This is a genomic window from Streptomyces sp. NPDC030165, from assembly GCF_055573595.1.
This window is the reverse complement of the sequence record NZ_JBVIBD010000004.1, coordinates 213,792-231,561: the sequence shown is the minus strand read 5'-3', so window position 1 is coordinate 231,561 and position 17,770 is coordinate 213,792. Positions and strand designations below refer to the sequence as shown.

The 17,770-nt window shown below is 73.1% G+C and carries 20 protein-coding genes and 1 tRNA gene; 17 read left to right on the top strand and 4 right to left on the bottom strand.

Annotation, left to right across the window (positions count from 1 at the left end; all coding sequences use genetic code 11):
* The first annotated feature begins 15 nt into the window (after positions 1–15).
* Together ACZ4Z1_RS09970 and ACZ4Z1_RS09965 are read left to right on the top strand one after the other, a co-directional pair.
* Positions 16–1,542 (top strand): purine-cytosine permease family protein, encoded by a 1,527-nt coding sequence (locus ACZ4Z1_RS09970; protein WP_468486082.1) that lies wholly within the window; start codon positions 16–18, stop codon positions 1,540–1,542.
* Positions 1,543–1,544: 2 nt separating this feature from the next.
* Positions 1,545–2,075, top strand: coding sequence for a pyridoxamine 5'-phosphate oxidase family protein (locus tag ACZ4Z1_RS09965; protein WP_468486081.1), 531 nt, complete (start codon positions 1,545–1,547; stop codon positions 2,073–2,075).
* A gap of 33 nt (positions 2,076–2,108) precedes the next feature.
* Here ACZ4Z1_RS09965 and ACZ4Z1_RS09960 read toward each other — a convergent pair whose 3' ends face one another.
* Genes ACZ4Z1_RS09960 through ACZ4Z1_RS09950 form a run of 3 tightly spaced genes read right to left on the bottom strand, consistent with a single transcriptional unit; the run spans position 2,109 to position 4,738 of the window.
* Complete coding sequence (locus ACZ4Z1_RS09960; RefSeq protein ID WP_468486080.1) at positions 2,109–2,336, bottom strand: hypothetical protein; 228 nt, start codon at positions 2,334–2,336, stop codon at positions 2,109–2,111.
* 51 nt (positions 2,337–2,387) lie between these two features.
* Positions 2,388–3,848, bottom strand: a complete 1,461-nt coding sequence (locus ACZ4Z1_RS09955) for an amidase (RefSeq protein WP_468486079.1) — start codon at positions 3,846–3,848, stop codon at positions 2,388–2,390.
* Positions 3,845–4,738, bottom strand: coding sequence for an aminoglycoside phosphotransferase family protein (locus ACZ4Z1_RS09950; protein ID WP_468486078.1), 894 nt, complete (start codon positions 4,736–4,738; stop codon positions 3,845–3,847). Before ACZ4Z1_RS09950 ends, ACZ4Z1_RS09955 begins: the two co-directional genes overlap by 4 nt.
* A 337-nt stretch (positions 4,739–5,075) precedes the next feature.
* Here ACZ4Z1_RS09950 and ACZ4Z1_RS09945 point away from each other — a divergent pair, with 337 nt between their 5' ends.
* From ACZ4Z1_RS09945 to ACZ4Z1_RS09900, 10 genes are all read left to right on the top strand, one after another.
* Complete coding sequence (locus ACZ4Z1_RS09945) at positions 5,076–5,864, top strand: hypothetical protein (protein WP_468486077.1); 789 nt, start codon at positions 5,076–5,078, stop codon at positions 5,862–5,864.
* A 61-nt stretch (positions 5,865–5,925) separates the two neighbouring features.
* Positions 5,926–7,335, top strand: a complete 1,410-nt coding sequence (locus ACZ4Z1_RS09940; protein ID WP_468486076.1) for a hypothetical protein — start codon at positions 5,926–5,928, stop codon at positions 7,333–7,335.
* Positions 7,336–7,452: 117 nt separating this feature from the next.
* The gene (gene rpmF / locus ACZ4Z1_RS09935; RefSeq protein WP_468486075.1) at positions 7,453–7,623 is read left to right on the top strand and encodes a 50S ribosomal protein L32; all 171 of its coding nucleotides are present in this window, start codon (positions 7,453–7,455) and stop codon (positions 7,621–7,623) included.
* Positions 7,624–7,629: 6 nt separating this feature from the next.
* A complete protein-coding gene (locus tag ACZ4Z1_RS09930) occupies positions 7,630–8,877 on the top strand; it encodes a GTP-binding protein (protein WP_468486074.1) in 1,248 nt (415 codons plus the stop codon).
* Complete coding sequence (locus ACZ4Z1_RS09925) at positions 8,862–9,257, top strand: Fur family transcriptional regulator (RefSeq protein ID WP_468486073.1); 396 nt, start codon at positions 8,862–8,864, stop codon at positions 9,255–9,257. The genes ACZ4Z1_RS09930 and ACZ4Z1_RS09925 overlap by 16 nt, the downstream gene beginning before the upstream one ends.
* Before the next feature lie 178 nt (positions 9,258–9,435).
* The gene (locus tag ACZ4Z1_RS09920) at positions 9,436–9,735 is read left to right on the top strand and encodes a hypothetical protein (protein ID WP_468486072.1); all 300 of its coding nucleotides are present in this window, start codon (positions 9,436–9,438) and stop codon (positions 9,733–9,735) included.
* Positions 9,736–9,874: 139 nt separating this feature from the next.
* The gene (locus tag ACZ4Z1_RS09915; RefSeq protein WP_468486071.1) at positions 9,875–10,387 is read left to right on the top strand and encodes an LAETG motif-containing sortase-dependent surface protein; all 513 of its coding nucleotides are present in this window, start codon (positions 9,875–9,877) and stop codon (positions 10,385–10,387) included.
* 34 nt (positions 10,388–10,421) lie between these two features.
* Positions 10,422–11,171 carry an RNA polymerase sigma factor gene (locus tag ACZ4Z1_RS09910; protein WP_468486070.1) on the top strand — a complete coding sequence of 250 codons (750 nt, stop codon included), beginning with the start codon at positions 10,422–10,424 and terminating at the stop codon, positions 11,169–11,171.
* Positions 11,172–12,491: 1,320 nt separating this feature from the next.
* Positions 12,492–12,788, top strand: a complete 297-nt coding sequence (locus ACZ4Z1_RS09905) for a type II toxin-antitoxin system VapB family antitoxin (RefSeq protein WP_003986294.1) — start codon at positions 12,492–12,494, stop codon at positions 12,786–12,788.
* Between the two features lie 132 nt (positions 12,789–12,920).
* A complete protein-coding gene (locus ACZ4Z1_RS09900) occupies positions 12,921–13,574 on the top strand; it encodes a LytR C-terminal domain-containing protein (protein ID WP_468486069.1) in 654 nt (217 codons plus the stop codon).
* Between the two features lie 69 nt (positions 13,575–13,643).
* On the opposite strand, the gene upp is transcribed toward ACZ4Z1_RS09900, so the two are convergent.
* Entirely contained in the window at positions 13,644–14,279 is a 636-nt protein-coding gene (gene upp / locus ACZ4Z1_RS09895; protein WP_360125044.1) for a uracil phosphoribosyltransferase, read from the bottom strand.
* A gap of 371 nt (positions 14,280–14,650) precedes the next feature.
* On the opposite strand from upp, the gene ACZ4Z1_RS09890 reads away from it, so the two are divergent.
* From ACZ4Z1_RS09890 to ACZ4Z1_RS09870, 5 genes are all read left to right on the top strand, one after another.
* Positions 14,651–14,857, top strand: coding sequence for a hypothetical protein (locus ACZ4Z1_RS09890; RefSeq protein WP_468486306.1), 207 nt, complete (start codon positions 14,651–14,653; stop codon positions 14,855–14,857).
* A 178-nt stretch (positions 14,858–15,035) separates the two neighbouring features.
* Positions 15,036–15,599 (top strand): tRNA adenosine deaminase-associated protein, encoded by a 564-nt coding sequence (locus ACZ4Z1_RS09885; protein WP_468486068.1) that lies wholly within the window; start codon positions 15,036–15,038, stop codon positions 15,597–15,599.
* A gap of 24 nt (positions 15,600–15,623) precedes the next feature.
* The gene (gene tadA, locus ACZ4Z1_RS09880) at positions 15,624–16,154 is read left to right on the top strand and encodes a tRNA adenosine(34) deaminase TadA (RefSeq protein ID WP_468486067.1); all 531 of its coding nucleotides are present in this window, start codon (positions 15,624–15,626) and stop codon (positions 16,152–16,154) included.
* Between the two features lie 68 nt (positions 16,155–16,222).
* Positions 16,223–16,309 (top strand) — tRNA-Ser (locus ACZ4Z1_RS09875).
* 105 nt (positions 16,310–16,414) lie between these two features.
* Positions 16,415–17,638: a tyrosine-type recombinase/integrase gene (locus ACZ4Z1_RS09870; protein WP_468486066.1), complete on the top strand. Its 1,224-nt coding sequence runs from the start codon at positions 16,415–16,417 to the stop codon at positions 17,636–17,638.
* The last annotated feature ends 132 nt before the right edge of the window (positions 17,639–17,770 follow it).

The window sequence follows — 17,770 nt, the reverse complement described above, 5'->3', positions numbered from 1 at the left end:
AAAGGGGCCCCGTCCATGCAGCACCCCGCCTCCGGCACCGGTCCGTCCGGCGCCGAAACCCCCCGCCCGTCCGACTCCCCCGGGACCGCCGGCACCGCCGGAACCGGCACCCGCGCCGCGCCCGGCGGCCCGGAACACCACCTCGTCGAGGGCCGCACCATCGACGCCGTACCGGAGACCGAACGGCACGGCCGCCCCCGCGACCTGTTCGCCGTCTGGTTCGCCGCCAACATCAGCCCGCTGACCATCGTCTCCGGCACCATCGCCCCGCTCGTCTTCGGTCTCGGCCTGTGGCCCGGCATCGCCGCGGTCCTCCTGGGCAACCTCCTAGGCGGCTTCCTGATGGCCCTGCACGCGGCCCAGGGCCCCCGGCTCGGCGTCCCCCAGATGATCCAGAGCCGCGGCCAGTTCGGCAGCCACGGCTCGCTGCTCGTCACCCTCGTCGTCGTCTTCATGTACGCGGGCTGGTTCGCGTCCAACCTGGTCATCGCCGGACAGGCACTGAACCGGTCGGTGCCCGCCGTGGACACCTCCGGCTGGCTGGTGCTGTGCGCGCTGGCCGGGCTGGTCGTCGCGGTCGTCGGGTACCGCCTGATCCACCGCGTCGGCCGCTGGGCCACCGTCCTCACCCTCGCGCTGCTCGCCCTGTGCGCCGTACGGGTGTTCATGGCCCCCGGCGTACTCGAACGCGCCACGAACGCCACCGGCTTCACCCTCTCCGGCTTCGTCGGCATGACCGCGATCGGCATCCTGCTCCAGATCACCTACGCCCCGTACGTCTCGGACTACACCCGCTACATGCCCGCACACGCCGCGTCCCGCCGCTCCACCCTGTGGTTCACCTACTGGGGCAGCGTCCTGGGCAGCGTGCTGCCGATGTTCCTCGGCATCGTGATGGGCCTCGCGGTGGCCGACGACGCGATCGCCGGGCTGGACACCGTCCTCGGCGGCACCCTGTCCGCCGTCGTCCTGTGCTCCTTCGCCGTCATCGTCGTCCACGTCAACTCGATGAACCTGTACGGCACTTCACTGTGCCTGGTCACCGCCGCCCAGACCTTCCGGCACAGCTGGCTGCCGGGCCGCCTGACCCGTACGGCGCTGATCGCGGGCCCGCTCGCCCTCGGCCTGACCCTCGCCCTGGCCTTCCAGGACACCTTCCTCGCCTCGTACACCGACTTCCTGGCGATCCTCCAGTACGTCCTGATCCCGTGGACCGCCATCAACCTCGTCGACTACTACCTGATCCGGCGCGGCCACTACCACGTACCGTCCTTCTTCGCACCGGGCGGCGGCGTGTACGGACGCGTCAACGGCCCGGCCGTCCTGGTCTACGCCGTCAGCTTCGCGCTGGAGATCCCCTTCATGCACACCTCGGCCTACACCGGCCCGGTCGCCACGGCGCTCGACGGGATAGACCTCTCCTGGGCCGTGGGCCTGCTCATCCCCACCGTCGCGTACTGGCTCATCGCCCGCCGCCGCACCGCACCCGGCCTCCGCGCCGCCCCGGCACCCGCCCCCGCCCTCCCCCAGGAAGGCTCCTGACCATGGCCACCAGCCCCGACTTACGCACCGAGGCGGCCCGCCTCCTGCACACCAACCGCTACCTCACCCTCGCGACCGCCGACCGCGACGGCACCCCCTGGGCCGTCCCCGTCACCTACGCCTGGGACGACGCGGACCACTTCTTCTGGTGGTCCGCGTCGGACGCGCAGCACTCCCGCAACATCGCCGCCAACCCCGCCGTCTCCCTCCTGGTCTTCGACACCCAGGTCCCCGACGCCGAAGCACAGGCCCTCTACGGCGAGGGCACCGCCCACGCCCTCACCCCGGCCGACCTGCCGGCGGCCCTCGCGGTCTTCTACGCCCGCCGCTACCCGGACCCGGCCGTCCGCGCCCACAAGGCCCGCCGGCCCGCCGAATTCCAGGGCGACTCCCCCAAGCGCTTCTACTGCGCCACCGTCCACGCCTACTCGGCCCTCACCCCGGAACCCCACCCGGTCCACGGCAACGCGGTGCCCCACCGGGTCACCTTCCCCTTCACCACGGCGTGGGCGAAGACGTACGAGCCGGGGTGAGGCCGCCTCAGGCCGACGCGAACGGCCCGCGCCTCAACGGCACTTCCGCAGCCAGGCGAGCAGCGCCACCAGCGCGATCGGCCCGGCGACGGCGGCCTTGACGGCCAGTTTCGTCGACAGCCAGGCGAAGCCGGGGTTCCACCACTCCATCCACCAGGCCACCAACAGGGCCAGCCCCGCCACCAGAACGGCACACACCACGGACACCGCGATGCGGGCCACCCGGCTGCCGAGTTGCTCCACACTCTCCCCCTCGCTCATGGGTGCGATTCTAAGGACGAGGGGCGACCGCCGCGGTCCGCGGTGCCGGTCTCAGGTGCTGTTCACGCCAAGGATGTCCGGATGGCGCCGGCCGTGCCCCGTGGCCGCTTCGTACGCGGCACCCACCCGCAGGACGTCCAGGCCCGCGCGCGGCGGACCGACGATCTGGAGGCCCACCGGAAGGCCGTCCGGGGTGAAGCCCGCCGGTACGGACAGGGCCGGCGCGCCCAGTACGGACACGAAGTAGGCCGAACGCATCCAATCGATGTACGTGCGCTGCGGCTGCCCGTCGACCAGGCCCGGGTACTCCGCCGCCGCGTCGAACGGCGCGACCTGGGAGACCGGCGCCAGCAGCACGTCGTGACGGCTGAAGAACTCGACGGCACGCAGATGCAGCCGCGCGCGCCCGGCCGTCGCACGGGCCAGATCGGAACCGGTCAGACGGCGCCCCTCCTCGATGTTCCACACCAGACTCGGCTTCAGGGCGTCACGGGACGCGTCGAGCACCGCGCCGAGCGCCAGCTCGAAATGGTGGGCCCGCAGCACCCGGAAGACATCCTCGGCGCCGTCCAGGTCCGGACAGTCCTCCTCGACCCGGCAGCCCAGCTCCCGGAACACCGCCACCTGCGGCTCCAGCACGTCCCGCACTTCGGAGTCGACCGGCACCCGGCCGCCCAGATCAGGTGTCCACGCCACGCGCAGCCCGGCGATGTCCCGCTCCAGCGGCTCACGGAACGGCTCCCCCGGCGTCTCCAGGCTGACCGGACAGCGCGGATCGGGCCCCGCCATGACCGAGAGCAGCAGCGCGGCGTCGGCGACCGTACGGGCCATCGGGCCGGGCACGGTCAGCGTGTCCCACAGGTTCCGCGCCGGGTACGACGGCACCCGGCCGGGCGTCGGCCGCAACCCGACGACGTTGCAGAAAGAAGCGGGATTGCGCAGCGAACCGCCCATGTCGGACCCGTCCGCGAGCGGCTGCATCCCCGCCGCCAGCGCGGCCGCCGCGCCACCGCTGCTGCCGCCCGCCGAGCGGCCGAGGCCGTACGGATTGCGGGTCACGCCGAACACCGGGTTGAACGTGTGCGAACCCGCACCGAACTCCGGCACGTTCGTCTTGCCGATCCGGACCGCCCCGGCGGCCTGGATGCGCTGGACGAGCAGTTCGTCCTCGTCGGGGACGTTCTCCGCGTACAGGGGCGAGCCCTGCGTGGTGCGCATACCGCGGGTGAGGTGCGTGTCCTTGAACGCGATGGGCAGGCCGTGCAGGGGCCCCGGCCGGCCGCCGCGCGCCAGGTGCTCGTCGGCGGCCGCGGCAGCCGCCGTCGCGCCCTCGGGGTCGAGGCTGACGATGGCGTTCACGTGCGGATTGACGCGGTCGACGCGGTCCAGGTGGGCGCTGACGACCTCGCGGGAGGAGAGTTCCCGGCGGCGGATGCGGGCGGCGAGGTCGGTGGCGTCGGCGTAGGTGAGTTCGTCGGCGTCGGCGTCGGTGAGATCGGTGTCACCACTCATACCCGCAAGCCGACACCGTCCATCAGCGCACCCACCACCCCCCGGGCCCGCCCGACGGCTTCCCCGTCGTCCGTCCGCACGCCGCGCGCCCACGCCTCCGCGGCGTCCAGCGCGGCGAGCGCCGGCAGCGCGTACCGCTCGGCGTCCGTCAGCTCCCGTCCGTAACCGCGCAGGAAGGCGGCGCGCAGGGCCGGGTCTCGCAGCCACGCGCCGTACGCCACCCGCACCAGGTCCTCCGCCGCGCACCCCAGCCGTGCCTGCGCGAAACCGGCGAGCGCCAGGCGACGGCCCGCCGCGTCCCACAGGAAGTGGTGCTCGCCGACATCGCCGTGCAGGAAGCCGGCGGGCAGCGGCGGGAGCAGGTGCAGCACCGCGGCGCGGTCGAGGACGAACCGCCGCTCCGCCGCGTCGAGCGCGCCCGCGGCCGACAGTTGCGCCACCTGCTCCTCGGCGGCGGCGTACCGGCCGGCGGCCCACTGGTCCGCGCCGCCCGCCGGACCCACCGCGCGGCACGCGCCGTGCAGACGGCGCAGCAGGCCGCCCGCCTGCCGGTACAGCTCCGTACGGTCGGCACGGCCCAGTGCGGTGGCGGACGCGCCGCACCCCGGAGCCGCGGTGAGCAGCAGCGCGAGCCGGCCCGGATCGCTGTCGACGAGGACCGGCGCGTGCGCGTGGCCGAGGGCGGGGACGGCGTGGCGGTACGCGTGCGTCTCGCGCGTGTAGCGGTCCGGCGTCGGCGCCACCTTGAGGAAGAACCGGGCCGCGTCCGCGCGCGTCAGCTCCCACACCCGCGATCCGGTCCGCCGCCACGAGACGTCGCGGACCTCGGTGATCTCGCCGCCCACGCGACGGCGGGCCCAGGCACCGATGGTGTTCGGGACGGTTGGCACAGTTCCTCCTCGGTTGACGCCGGTTCGGACGGGTGCTCGCAGAACGAGGCCCGCGGACCGTTCGTCACGGTCCCACGCGGGCGCCCTCTCGGTCGAAAGTTCGACCGGACCGTCAACGCGCGGCCCGGCACGGGTCGCGCGGAACACGGTTCACCCGGCCGTGGACAGCCACCCGATCCGGGGATTGCGGGCTGCCGGACGGGGGCCGTGGGCCGCCGGATGGCTGGAAGTCGGCAGGAACGGCGCGGGTGCACCGACAGGGAGTTGTACAGTTGCGCAATCCAGCAACTTAATGAGCGCGGCGTGGGACGCGCACCGATCCGCCGGGGGGATCCACATGCCAGGCACCCACTCCCTACGGACCGAGACGGACGCCGCCTTCGCGCACGCCCTCGGCCAGGCACTCGACTCCCCACAGGTCAGGGAAGCGATGCGCCGCACCCCGGGCGCCGCCGACCGCGAACGGCTGCGCACCCGGGCCCACCGGGAACGCGCCGCACTGTGCGCCGCCGCGGCCCCCGAGTACGAGGCGTACGCCCGGCTGCGCGCCGAGGACGGCGCCGGCACGCACCCGGACCCCCGTACGGCCGCGGACTCCGGCGGCGGCCTGCTCCCCGCCCTCGCCGTCCTCGTACCGAGCCTGGGCGCGGTGGCCGCGGCCCTCTTCCTCGCCCTCGGCTTCGGCATGCGACTCGTCGGCCTCCACCGGCAGTTCGCCGACGAACTGGTGTACGCGGGCTGGCTCGCCGCGGGCGTCGCGGCGGCGGCGACCGTGGCCGGCCTGACCTGGATGCTGGTGACGGCGGCCCGCAACCGCTCGGCGGCTCCCGCGGCCGCGGCAGCTTTCGGCGGCGAAGACGCCGATCCGGAGTCCGAAGTGGCGCGGGCCCGCGCAGCCTGGCAGCTCGCCCTCCTGGAGCGCGGCATCCTGCCGTTCCTGCTGGCCCGCCTCCAGGAAGAGCAGTCCCGCACCGGCCCGACGACAACCCCGGCCGCCACCCGCCCCCGCCCCGGCTACTCCGCCCCCGGATACGCCGGTCCGGAGTACACCGGCCCCGAATACGCCAGCCCGGGCTACGGGAGGCCCGCGTACGAGAGTCCCGCGTACGAGAGCCCCGACCGCTGAGAGCGACCCGACTTATCCACAGGGGTAGTTGTGAGTCACGCTACACGGGCACTATGGGCGCATGAGGAGGGCCACCGGGTTCGCGCCGGCAGGGCCGCCGCGGCCGACGCCGCGGCGGCACAACGTCGTGCTCCGGCTGTACGACGCGCCCCTGCACCGGGACTGGGCGTTCTGGCTCACCGTCGGCCTCGCCGCGCTGGTGGCCCTGAGCATCGGCACGAGCCCGGAGCAGGCGAGCGGCCTGCCCCGCTGGCTGGACACGCTGCTCGCGGTGCTCACCTTCACCCTGCTCTTCGGGGTGCTGCCCGCCTGGGTCCGGCTGCGCACCCGTAGGTGGCGGTGGCGCAGACAGCACCTCCGCCCGGCACCGTCACCCGACGCCACCCCGCCCCCGCGCACCGACCCACCCCTGCGTACCGGCGGCCCGCTTCCGCGAACCGCCCCGCCACCCCGGGAACCCGGCCCGCCTCCGCGCACCACCACCCTGCCGTCTCACGCCGCCCCGCCTCAGGGGCCCGCCGCCTCCCACGAACGGACCGCGCCGTCCGGATTCGCGCGGCCCGAGACCCCGCGCCCGCCCTCCCCCGACCCTCTGGCCGCCGCCCGCCGCACCCTCCCCCACCCCGTGGCCCGGACCGTGCACGAGATGCAGCGGGCGCACACGCACAAGGACCGGCACGAGGCACTGCTCGAAGCCGCCGAGACGCTCGCCGCCACCGTCGCCGTCACCGCGGCGGGGCTGCTCACGGCGCACGGCGTCGGCGAGCGCGACCTCGCGGCGCTGCGCACCGCCCTCGCGGGCACGGGCACCACCTTCGGCACCTGGACGGTGTGGCTGCGCAATCTGCGCCCGGCCGTAAGGGAGCACCCGGACGTGGTTCCCGGCCTCGCCGAGGCCCTGCGGGACAGCACCGACAAAGCCGCCGGGCCGGAGGACCCGGGGCTCGTCCAGCTCCTCGACCGCCTCAAGGGCGAACGCAACCGCACCTCGCACGGCGACAAGCCGCGCACGCAGGAGGAGGCCGCCCTGCGCGTCGCCGAGCACCAGCTCACCCTCGAACGGGCCCTGGTGTCCGCCCAGTTCCTCACCGGGCTGCCTTGGCTGCTCACCGTGTCGTGCGCTTATCAGCGCCGCACCGGCACGTTCGAGGTCGTGGCGGACCACCTGATGGGCGACCACCCGGACTTCGACCGGCTGGCCTTCTCCTGCCCGGCCCCGGTCGCCGACGACACGGTGTACGCGCTCAGCCCGGCGGGCCCGGTCGCCCTGTCACCGTTCGTCGCCAGCCTGTACTGCGAGCAGTGCGGGCGCCGCGAGATATGCCACGCCAGCATCGCGGGACGCCGCAACCGGACGGCGGCCTACAAGAGCTTCGGCCGCGGGCACGTCATCCCGTACCCGGAGCTCGACGAGGAGATGGTCGCCCTGCCGGCCCCGCGACAGCCCGGCCCGGGACACCGCCGACCCTAGTTAGAAATGGGACCCATTTTCATATAGCCTCGTCCGGCACCGGCACGTGCCCGCGTACGCCCGTACGGCGTCCCGCGCACCCGTCAGCACACCCGCGCCCCAGGAGGTTCCCGGACCATGGCCGTCCCCAAGCGGAAGATGTCCCGCAGCAACACCCGCCACCGTCGCGCCCAGTGGAAGGCCCGCACGCCCGCCCTGGTCCCGGTGACCGTCGACGGTTCCGTCTACCAGGTCCCGCGCCGCCTGGTGAAGGCGTACCAGCGCGGCCTGCTGCGCCCGGAGGACTGACCGCCCATGGCCCCGCAGCCGAAGCCGCGGCCGCTCCCGGCCGGCCCGCTGCCCGTCACCGTGCTCTCCGGGTTCCTCGGCGCGGGCAAGACCACGCTGCTCAACCACGTCCTGCACAACCGGGCGGGCCTGCGCGTCGCGGTGATCGTCAACGACATGAGCGAGGTCAACATCGACGCCGCGCTCGTCCGCGGCGGCGAGGCCGCCCTGTCCCGCACCGAGGAACGGCTGGTCGAGATGACCAACGGGTGCATCTGCTGCACCCTGCGCGACGACCTCCTGGAAGAGGTCGACCGGCTGGCGCGCGAGGACCGCTTCGACCACCTGCTCATCGAGTCCAGCGGCATCTCCGAACCGATGCCGGTCGCCGCGACCTTCGCGTTCCCACGCGACGACGGCGCGACGCTGGGCGATCTGGCCCGGCTGGACACCATGGTCACCGTGGTCGACGCCGTGAACTTCCACGGCGAGCTGGCGCGCGGCGACGGCCTCACCGAGCGCGGTCTCGCCCCGTACGAGGACGACGAGCGGACCGTCAGCGACCTGCTCATGGACCAGGTGGAGTTCGCGGACGTGATCGTCCTGAACAAGCTCGACCTGGTGGACGAGGCGCAGGCCACCCGCCTGCGGGCCACCCTCGCCCGGCTGAACCCGGCGGCCCGCGTCCTCTCCGCCCGGCACGGCCGCGTGGCACCCGCCGAGATCCTGGGCACCGGCCGCTTCGACCTGGAGCGCGCCCAGCAGGCGCCCGGCTGGGTCATGGAGCTGAACGGCGACCACGTACCGGAGACCGAGGAGTACGGGATCTCCAGCACCGTCTTCCGCGCGGCGCGCCCCTTCCACCCCGGCCGGCTCTGGGAGTTCGTCACGGAGGGCATGGACAGTGGGGCGTACGGGGACATCCTGCGGTCCAAGGGCTTCTTCCGCCTCGCCGGACGGCCCCGGGTGACCGGGCTGTGGTCGCAGGCGGGCTCCGTCGCCCGCTTCGAGCCTTCGGGTGCTCACGCGGCGCCCCGGGACGGCCGTCCCGGGGACGACGCCCAGGACGGCGGCCCCGAGGACGTCCAGGAGCTGGTCTTCATCGGGACCGGGCTGCGGGCCGAGGCCCTGCACGCCGCCCTCGGGAGCTGCCTCGTCACGGACGCCGAGACGCTCACCGGGGCGTACGGCACCGACCCGTTCCCGGCCTGGGACGTGTACGGCGCGGACGACACCTGTGACCACGAGGGCGAACCGGCATGGGCGGGCGGCTGACCCGACAGCGCGCCTCCGTCCTGCGCGTACTGACCGCGTGCCAGGACTTCGTCTCGGCGCAGGAGTTGCACGTACGCCTCGTCACCGCCGACATCCCCGTCGGGCTGTCCACCGTCTACCGCACCCTGCACGACCTGGAGCGGGCCGGACAGGTCGACGTCGTACGGGACGAGGCGGGCGAGCGCCTGTACCGGCCGCGGCCCGCCGACGGCCACCGCCACTACCTGATCTGCCGCCGCTGCGGCCGCAGCCGCCCGCTGGACTCCGACGTGGTGGAGCGCTGGGCGGAGCGGGTGGGCGCGGAGAGCGGCTTCAGCGCCGTCGAGCACACCGTGGAGCTCAGCGGCATCTGCGGCCGCTGCACGGGACTGTGCGCGTAGCCCGCCCGTACGCAGTGCCCGCCCATACGCATGGCCCGCCCGGACGTGTGGCCCGCCCGGGCCCTGTGGACCGTACTGCGATGCGCCCGGCGCCGGATGGCGGGAGACTCGGAAGAGGGGAGACGTATCCATGGCCAGGATGCGTCATCCATGGCGAGGAAGGAAGAAGGTGCCTGGCATGACAGCCACCACCCACGCGCCGCACCCGAACCACACCCACGAGCACGGCACCGGCTGCGGCCATGTGTCCGTACCCCACGACGACCACGTCGATTATGTCCACGACGGCCATCTGCACCGCCCGCACGGAGACCACGCCGACGAATGTGAGCCCGCCTCGCACACCGTCCACGAGGGCCACGACCACGACCACCGCCCCGGCTGCGGCCACGTCGCCGTACCGCACGGCACCCACGTCGACTTCATCCACGACGGGCACCGGCACGCCGCCCACGAGGACCACTGGGACGACCACTGAGCGACGGCGGCGGGCCCCGCGGCCGGTCCCGGCCCGCTCCGAAGAATTTCCGCCCCACCGGCAACCCCCGCCGCTCCCGCACGTCGTGACGGGTGAGGGCGCCGTCCGGCGCCGTCCCGCCGATCGTGGAGCAGCCACCGTGAACGACTCTCGCACCTCCGCCTCGTCCCCCTCGACCCGCCCGCCCGCCACCTCGTACGCGCCGTCCGGCGGCGCCGGGCGCGGGGCCCGCAGCCGGATACGGAGTGCCGTGACCGCCGGGCTGCTGGTGGCGGTCGCCCTTCCGGCGCTCTCCCTGGCCGGTACGGCGCACGCCGAGGAGCGCGCCTCGAAGGCGAGCTCCCCCAGCGCCGTCCCGCGGGCGGAGGACTCCGCCCACAAGCCGGCCCCCGCGGCCAGCAACCCGCCCTCGTCCGCCTCGCGCCCGAGCGCCGCGCCCAGCGCCGTACCGAGCGCCGCGGCGAGTGCGGGCAAGGCACCGGGCGACTCCGCGGCCAAGCCCGCGCCCGCGCCCTCGTCCCCCAAGGACGAACTCGCCGAGACGGGCGCCTCCACCACGACCAACGTGGCGCTGGGCGCCGGTGCCGCCCTGCTGATCGCCGGGGGCGGCGGTGCCGTGTACGCCGCCCGCCGCCGCAACAGCGCCGCCTGAGCCACCCGTAACGCTTCCGACGGCCGAGGAACCGATGGAGTTCACCGCCGCCGCGTCGCTCGCCCCGGTACGGACCGCCGTGCCGGGGCCTTGGCGCGCCCTGTGCCGGCGTCTGCGTCGGCCGCCGCGCGCCTCGGCGCCACAGCGCGCATACGGCCCGGCGCCCGCCGAGCGGTCCACCTCCCGGACCGACCGGACCGACCGGACCGACCGGACCGACCGGACCGGCCAGGCTGACCGGGCTGACCTGGCCGATTCCCCGTACCGCGGCAGCCGCATCGCTCACCGGCCCGAGGACTCCCCCACCATCACGGACCTCTACCACGCGCACCGGCTGTCCATGGTGCGGCTGGCGGTGCTGCTGGTGGACGACCGGGCCACGGCCGAGGACGTCGTCCAGGACGCGTTCGCGGCCCTCTACAAGCGCCACGGCGAGCGGCTCGACGAGATCGACAACGCCCTCGCGTACCTGCGCACCGCCGTCGTCAACGCGGCCCGCTCGGTGCTGCGGCGCCGCCGTACGGCCCGCGACTACACACCCCCGTACGAAAGGGACGCACCCTCCGCCGAGGAACGCGTCGTACTCGACGAGGAGCACCGCGAAGTCCTCGCCGCCCTCGGTCGCCTGACCGCCCGCCGCCGCGAGGTCCTCGTCCTGCGGTACTGGGGCGACCTCACCGAGGCGCAGATCGCGGCCACGCTGGGCATCAGCCGCGGCTCGGTGAAGTCGATCGCCAGCCGCGCGCTGGACTCCCTGGAAAAGATGCTGGAGGCGCGGCCATGACACATCACGGAACAGGAGCGGGGTCAGAAGCGGGATCAGGAGCCGGCACGGGCGACGGCTCAGGGGCCGGACGCGCTCCAGAGCCCGGCCACGACTCGGGACCGGGCCACGCCCCGGGGCCCAGCCACGGCCCGGGCTTCGGAGCCGGCCACGCTCCCGGCGCTGAGGCCGTCTCCGGCGCCGAGGCGGCTTCAGCTACCGAGGCGGCCTCAGATGCCAAGGCCGCCCCCGTCGAAGCGCGGCTGCGCCTCGCTCTCGCGGCCCGTGCCGAGCGGATCGACCTCCGTGACCTGCGGCCCGCTGCGCCCCCAGGACCCCACCTGCGGCGCGGCCCGTTCCTCAGCCGGCGGCTGCGGCGTCTCGCCCTGCCCCTGGCTGCGGCGGGCACGGCGGCCGCAGCCGCGGTGGGGTACCTGGTCCTGGCTCCGGACGCCCCGGCTCCGCCGCGCCCCGTGCCCGCGTCCACACCCAGCCCCGTACCGACCCCCACTCGCCCCGCCCCCTCGCCCTCGTCCCCCACCGGCCCGGCCACCCCTCCGCTCTCCGTTCCCTCCCCCGCCCCCGGCCACCGTTCCTCCGCATCGGCCGGTCCCTCCGCACGGCCCGGCGTACCCGTCCCGAGTGCGGACCCCACCGACCCGGTCAAGGGCGCCTCGCCCACGGAGGCGCAGCGGCGGACGTCCGCACCGCCTCCGAGTGCGGCGGACCGTTCGGCGACGGCGGTGCCGAGCGCGCCGGCGCCGGGCCGGGCGACGTCCCCCACCGGCGCGTCCGGCCGCTGAGGGACGTACGTACGGAGCGACCGATACGCGCCCGGCCGCTCCAGCCCTGCTGCCCCCAGCGCCCCGACAGACCCCACTACCCCTGCCAGCCCCCCTGCCCCACCGGCCCCACCGGCCGTCCGAACAGAGCCCCCCGGCAGCCCGCCTACCACCCACCCCAGCCCCACCGCCGCCCGGCGCGACGACCGGTACTCCGATCGTGTCGAATTCCCCCACACCACACGCTTCACGGACGGTGCGGAATTCGGCTGTCATCACGCCCGGCGACAAGCGTCCGCCCCGGCCGCCGCAACCCGCCGAACGCTCATTTCCGGCCGTCCTCGGAAGCACGTCACGCCACTGTTCCGCGGCGGCGACCGCCTTCCGGCACCCGGGGCAACCCTTCCTCCACCACGGCCGCGCGGGACGCGCACCACCTGCCCCGTACCGCTTCCTCCGCCGCCTCTCCGTATCCCGCTCCGGAAATGCCCCTCTTTGCCGCCTTCGCACTGCGACCGCATGGCTGCGCCCGGCGCCGGTGGCCCGGTAGGCTTTCCGTGTGATCTTCAAGCGCATCGGAAATGGGCGGCCGTACCCCGACCACGGCCGGGAAAGCACCCGCCAGTGGGCGGATGTTGCCCCTCGCCCGGTACGCCTTGACCAGTTGGTGACGACCAAGCAGCAGCTCGACCTGGAGACGCTGCTCGCCGAGGACTCCACCTTCTACGGCGACCTCTTCGCGCACGTCGTGAAGTGGCAGGGCGACCTCTACCTGGAAGACGGGCTGCACCGCGCCGTGCGCGCTGCTCTCCAGCAGCGCCAGGTGCTCCACGCCCGCGTCCTGGAACTGGGCTGACGGTCCCGCGACCCCGGCCCGGCACGGCCCGTCCCCCTGTTCGGCGGACCGTATTGGCCCTTTCGGGTGGGTCTTGCGACGCGCATTGATCATTTAGTAGGCATGGGCCCGGCCCCCCACTACGCTGCGAACATGAGCATGCTGACGCCCCCTGGCATGGGCGGTAAGAAGTACCGCATCACGGGCGACAGATATCCACGGATGCGCCGCCCCCGTCACCGTCGGCGGATCGCCCTGGCGATCACCGCCGCCGTCTGTGCCCTGGCCCTGGCCGGCTGGGGCACGTTGCAGCTCATCGACGTCTTCGGCGGCAGGGGCGATACGGCCCTGGCCGCGCAGGACAAGAAGAAGTGCCCCGACAAGAGCGGCGCGAAGCAGGCCGGCGCCCTGACCGCCGGTACGGGCAAGCCGCTGCCCCGGCCCGCCGACGTCACCGTCAACGTCCTCAACGCGACGGCGCGCGGCGGACTCGCCAAGTCGACCGCGGACGAGCTGAAGAAGCGCGGCTTCAAGGTCGGCAAGGTGGGCAACGCCCCGCCCGCGTACGACAAGAAGGTCAAGGGCACCGGCGTCCTGCTGGGTGCCCGGGCGGCCTCCGAGGGCGCCCAGAAGGTGCTGGGCGCGCACCTCGAGGGCGCGGAGCTGAAGACCGACACCCGTAAGACGGACGACGTCGATCTGCTCATCGGCGACACGTTCAAGGCCCTGGCCGAGCCGGCCGCGGCCCAGAAGGCGCTCACCGCGCTGACGGCACCGACCAGGACGGACCCGCACTGCCGTAAATGACCGGCCCGGGCCGAGCGCCCGCCCCGCCCGGACGCTTCCCGTCAACTTCCCGGAACGCTACGGCCTGCCTCAGCCGGCCGTCCCGTACATCCGGTCACCCGCGTCGCCCAGCCCCGGGACGATGTAGCGGTCCGGGTTCAGGCACTCGTCCACGGCTGCCGTGACGACCGTCACCGGCGCGCCGGCCAGCTCGCGCTCCATCACCTCGACGCCCTCGGGCGCCGCCAGCAGGCAGATCGCGGTGACGTCGTCCGCACCACGGTCGATCAGTTCCCGGATCGCCGCGACCAGCGTGCCGCCGGTGGCCAGCATCGGGTCGACCACGTACACCTGGCGGCCCGAGAGGTCGTCCGGCATCCGGGTGGCGTACGTGTGGGCCTCGTACGTCTCCTCGTTGCGGACCATGCCCATGAAGCCGACCTCGGCCGTGGGCAGCAGCCGGACCATGCCGTCCAGCATGCCCAGCCCGGCGCGCAGGATCGGCACGACCAGCGGGCGGGGGTGGGACAGCCGCACTCCGGTGGTCGCCGTCACCGGGGTGTCGATGTCGACCTGCTCGGTCCGCACATCGCGGGTGGCCTCGTAGGCGAGCAGGGTGACCAGCTCGTCGGCGAGACGCCGGAAGGTCGGGGAATCGGTGCGCTTGTCGCGCAGGGTAGTGAGTTTGTGCGCCACCAGCGGGTGGTCGACGACGTGGATCCGCATGACATCGACACTAGCCGAGGTCGCGGGCGCCGGTACCCGCCCGTCGGCGCCGCGCGGCACGGGAAACGGATTCCGCCGCGTTGGCATCGGACCACCGGTCCGGGGGAAAGTGGGCACAAACGCCCGGTCCGACGCACCGGCGCCGGGCATGGACCTCGTCCCAAGGGGGTTACGGCGTGCCCGACGGGAATGCGAGCGGAAACGGAACCGGGGCCGGACGCGGCGGCAGGAGCGGCAGCGGGCCCGGCAGCGGGAACGCGAAACGACGCCGGACCAGCAGGGAAGCCGGCGGCGCCACCGCCGGAAACGCCCCCGCCCGTGGCGCCTCGCCCCAAGATGCCCCCGCCCGTGGCGCCCCCGCCCAAGGTGACATCTCCACCCAAGACGCCCCCGCCGCTGACGGCGCCCTCGACGACGGCGCCACCGGTGCCGAGAACGACGCGGCGCGCCGACGCCGGCGCGCCCAGTTCCTGCGCGAACTCCACGAGGCCAAGGAACTGCGCGACCGTGTCCAGCCGCGCCGCGCCCGGGCGGCACGGATGCGGCAGGCCATGAGAATGCGCACGTTCCGCTGGTAGCCGAATGCCACTCCAGCCCCGTCAGAACCTCTCGCCCCACAAGACGTGAGCCACATCTCTCGGAACGGCCGCACGACGCAACGCCGAAGACCCCGCGCAATCGCGTTGTTTCTGCCACGATTCCGATGGGCGGGGACCTGCGGCGCCGAGGCGCCGCCCCGTCCGACCCGGCACGCCTATGACCAGTGGGAGAGTCACGGTGTACTTCGCCGCACTGCTCGCGCGCACCGAAGACGGGTGGGAAGCGAGCGACACGGAGCTCGACAATGTGGAGACCCTGACCGATCTGGCCGACCTGGCCCGTGAGGCCTCGGTCGACGACGACACGGTGGTGGCATACATCGAGCAGGAAGGCACGTGGTTCGGCGTCGTCCGCGTGGACGGCGAGGACGATCCGCGGATCTTCATCTCGAACGCCGCCGCCGCTGCCCGCAGCTCGTACGGTGCGATGCTCACCGACGAACTGCTCGGCCGCGACGAGGACGGCACCGACGACCTCGACAGCCTCGACCTGGACGGGACGGAGGACGGCGAACCCGACACGGCGGACGGCACGGGCGAGGGCGACGAGACGGCAACGGCTTCCGGCGCCCCCGCGCCACCACCGGGGCCGCTCGGCGACCCGGGCCTGCTGACCGACCTGGGCATCGGCGACAAGGAGCTGCTCGCGCTCGACACCGACGCGCTGTCCGAGATCGCCGACGCCCTCGGCTGCACGGACGTCCTGGAGGCCGTGAGGTAACCCCCGTCACGGACACTGGGAGGCATGACCGCCTCCCTGCCCGACCCCCTCCGCACCCCGGCGCCCGACCCGCTGCGCGATCCCTGGACCGCGGCGATGCGACGGGCGCTGGACGAGGCTGCCCTCGCCCCCGGGACCGGTGACGTCCCGGTGGGCGCCGTCGTACTGTCCCCGGACGGCACGGTCATCGGCACCGGCCACAACGAACGCGAGGCCACCGGCGACCCCACCGCCCACGCCGAGATCCTCGCCATCCGAGAGGCCGCCCGCACCCTGCGCAATTCCACCGGGGACGGTGGCGGGCGCCGGGAGTGGCGGCTGACCGGCTGCACTCTCGTCGTCACCCTGGAGCCGTGCACGATGTGCGCGGGCGCCATCGTGCTGTCCCGCCTGGACCGCGTCGTCTACGGAGCGGCCGACGAAAAGGCGGGCGCCGCCGGCTCCCTCTGGGACGTCGTACGCGACCGCCGCCTCAACCACCGCCCCGAAGTGATCACCGACGTACTGGCCACCCCCTGCGCCACCCTCCTGACCAGCTTCTTCCGCTCCCGCTGACCGCCCGGCGCCCCCACCCACGGATACCGATTTCGGCGTACGGCCCCCCGTGGGCTAGAGTTCCTCTCGGTAGCGTGTCCGAGCGGCCGAAGGAGCGCGCCTCGAAAGCGCGTGAGGGGGCAACTCCTCCGTGGGTTCAAATCCCACCGCTACCGCTCGAAGAGAACCGCCCCTGACCTGCGAAAACAGGTCGGGGGCGGTTTTTCGTTGCCGTTCCGTGCAGCACATTTGCAGCACGAGCCCCTCGTACCGTGGTGGATATGGCATACATACGGCGCCGCCAGAGCCGCAGCGGCAGGGAGACGTTCAGGGTCATCTGGCGCGAGGACGGCAAGCAGGACGGCAGGCAAGAGGGCGAAGATTTTGACGACGAGACGTCGGCGGAACGCTTCCGTGACCTCGTCAATGGTCACGGACAGCAATGGCCGACGGGCTGGATCAAAGGCGTCGGCTTCGCTGACCCGGAGGCGGCCAAGGTCCCGGAAGAGGAGATGTTCGGCCCCTTCGACCATCGCTACATCGATCTCCTGACGGGGATCGAGGGGCAGACCCGGGGGAACTACCGGAAGTTCGTGGACAACCACATGATGCCGTGGTTCCGCGATCTGACCGTACGGGGAGAGCACACCAACACCCTCAACCGCGACCACATCAGCCAGTGGGGCAATGACCTTCAGCACGGCCGGCGCGGTCCCTACCATTCCCCGGGTGTGAAGCGCAGGGCGTACGCGCCCAAGACGATCAGGAACTACCACGGACTGCTCTACGGCATCCTCCAGGCGGCCGTCGACGCCGACCAGCCGCTCCGGGTATCGAACCCCTGTATCCACACCAAACTGCCGCAGGATGACCACACGGCGGACGAGGCGACATTCCTGGAGCGTGAGGAGTACGCCCTCATCCGGTGCCACCTGGCGGCGGACGTCGTGGACCTGGTGGACCTGCTCGTGGGTACTGGGCTGCGGTGGGGTGAAATCAGCGCACTCCAGCCACGTGACCTGACCTTGCACGGCGCTCGCCCTAAGCTCCGGGTGCAGCGGGCCTGGAAGCGCGGGGAGCACGGGAAGTTTCTCGGTGCCCCCAAAACCAAGAAGTCGCGCCGCACGATTGTTCTGTCACCGGGCCAGGTTTCCTTGCTCAAGAGGAATTGTCGTGGCAAGAGCCCCTCGGACTTCGTCTTCACGGCTCCGGAAGGCAACGCCTGGGACTCAGGTGGCTTCTACACCGCGCGCTGGAAGCCGGCCATCGCCTCTGCTGCCGAAGTCGACGGCCTGACGAAGAAGCCGCGCATCCACGACCTGCGCCATACGCACGCCTCCTGGCTGATCGCACAGAAAGTCCCGCTGCCCGCGATCCAGGCCCGTCTGGGCCACGAGAGCATCACTACGACCGTGGACCGTTACGGACACCTCCTCGCGATCATGGATGAGGAGATCATCGCTGCGGTGGAGTGGGGAATGCAGGATATGAGGCTGGCCGCCTGAGCTCGCTACCACCCGCGCACGAAGGGACCTCCTCGCCCGACCAAGCACAGCACGCGTCTCTGTTCGTACCATTTACGTAGTTTGTCTAGTGAACGGGGCGCACAGTGCCGGGCCGCCGCAGGCGGTGACGAG

Coding starts and splice junctions, on each gene's coding strand:
- ACZ4Z1_RS09970 (WP_468486082.1), top strand. CDS start 16: ATGCAGCACCCCGCCTCCGGCACCGGTCCGTCCGGCGCCGAAACCCCC.
- ACZ4Z1_RS09885 (WP_468486068.1), top strand. CDS start 15,036: ATGACCAGTGGGAGAGTCACGGTGTACTTCGCCGCACTGCTCGCGCGC.
- ACZ4Z1_RS09945 (WP_468486077.1), top strand. CDS start 5,076: ATGCCAGGCACCCACTCCCTACGGACCGAGACGGACGCCGCCTTCGCG.
- ACZ4Z1_RS09955 (WP_468486079.1), bottom strand. CDS start 3,848: ATGAGTGGTGACACCGATCTCACCGACGCCGACGCCGACGAACTCACC.
- rpmF (WP_468486075.1), top strand. CDS start 7,453: ATGGCCGTCCCCAAGCGGAAGATGTCCCGCAGCAACACCCGCCACCGT.
- ACZ4Z1_RS09925 (WP_468486073.1), top strand. CDS start 8,862: ATGGGCGGGCGGCTGACCCGACAGCGCGCCTCCGTCCTGCGCGTACTG.
- ACZ4Z1_RS09940 (WP_468486076.1), top strand. CDS start 5,926: ATGAGGAGGGCCACCGGGTTCGCGCCGGCAGGGCCGCCGCGGCCGACG.
- ACZ4Z1_RS09965 (WP_468486081.1), top strand. CDS start 1,545: ATGGCCACCAGCCCCGACTTACGCACCGAGGCGGCCCGCCTCCTGCAC.
- ACZ4Z1_RS09960 (WP_468486080.1), bottom strand. CDS start 2,336: ATGAGCGAGGGGGAGAGTGTGGAGCAACTCGGCAGCCGGGTGGCCCGC.
- upp (WP_360125044.1), bottom strand. CDS start 14,279: ATGCGGATCCACGTCGTCGACCACCCGCTGGTGGCGCACAAACTCACT.
- ACZ4Z1_RS09900 (WP_468486069.1), top strand. CDS start 12,921: ATGAGCATGCTGACGCCCCCTGGCATGGGCGGTAAGAAGTACCGCATC.
- ACZ4Z1_RS09870 (WP_468486066.1), top strand. CDS start 16,415: ATGGCATACATACGGCGCCGCCAGAGCCGCAGCGGCAGGGAGACGTTC.
- ACZ4Z1_RS09930 (WP_468486074.1), top strand. CDS start 7,630: ATGGCCCCGCAGCCGAAGCCGCGGCCGCTCCCGGCCGGCCCGCTGCCC.
- tadA (WP_468486067.1), top strand. CDS start 15,624: ATGACCGCCTCCCTGCCCGACCCCCTCCGCACCCCGGCGCCCGACCCG.
- ACZ4Z1_RS09910 (WP_468486070.1), top strand. CDS start 10,422: ATGGAGTTCACCGCCGCCGCGTCGCTCGCCCCGGTACGGACCGCCGTG.
- ACZ4Z1_RS09920 (WP_468486072.1), top strand. CDS start 9,436: ATGACAGCCACCACCCACGCGCCGCACCCGAACCACACCCACGAGCAC.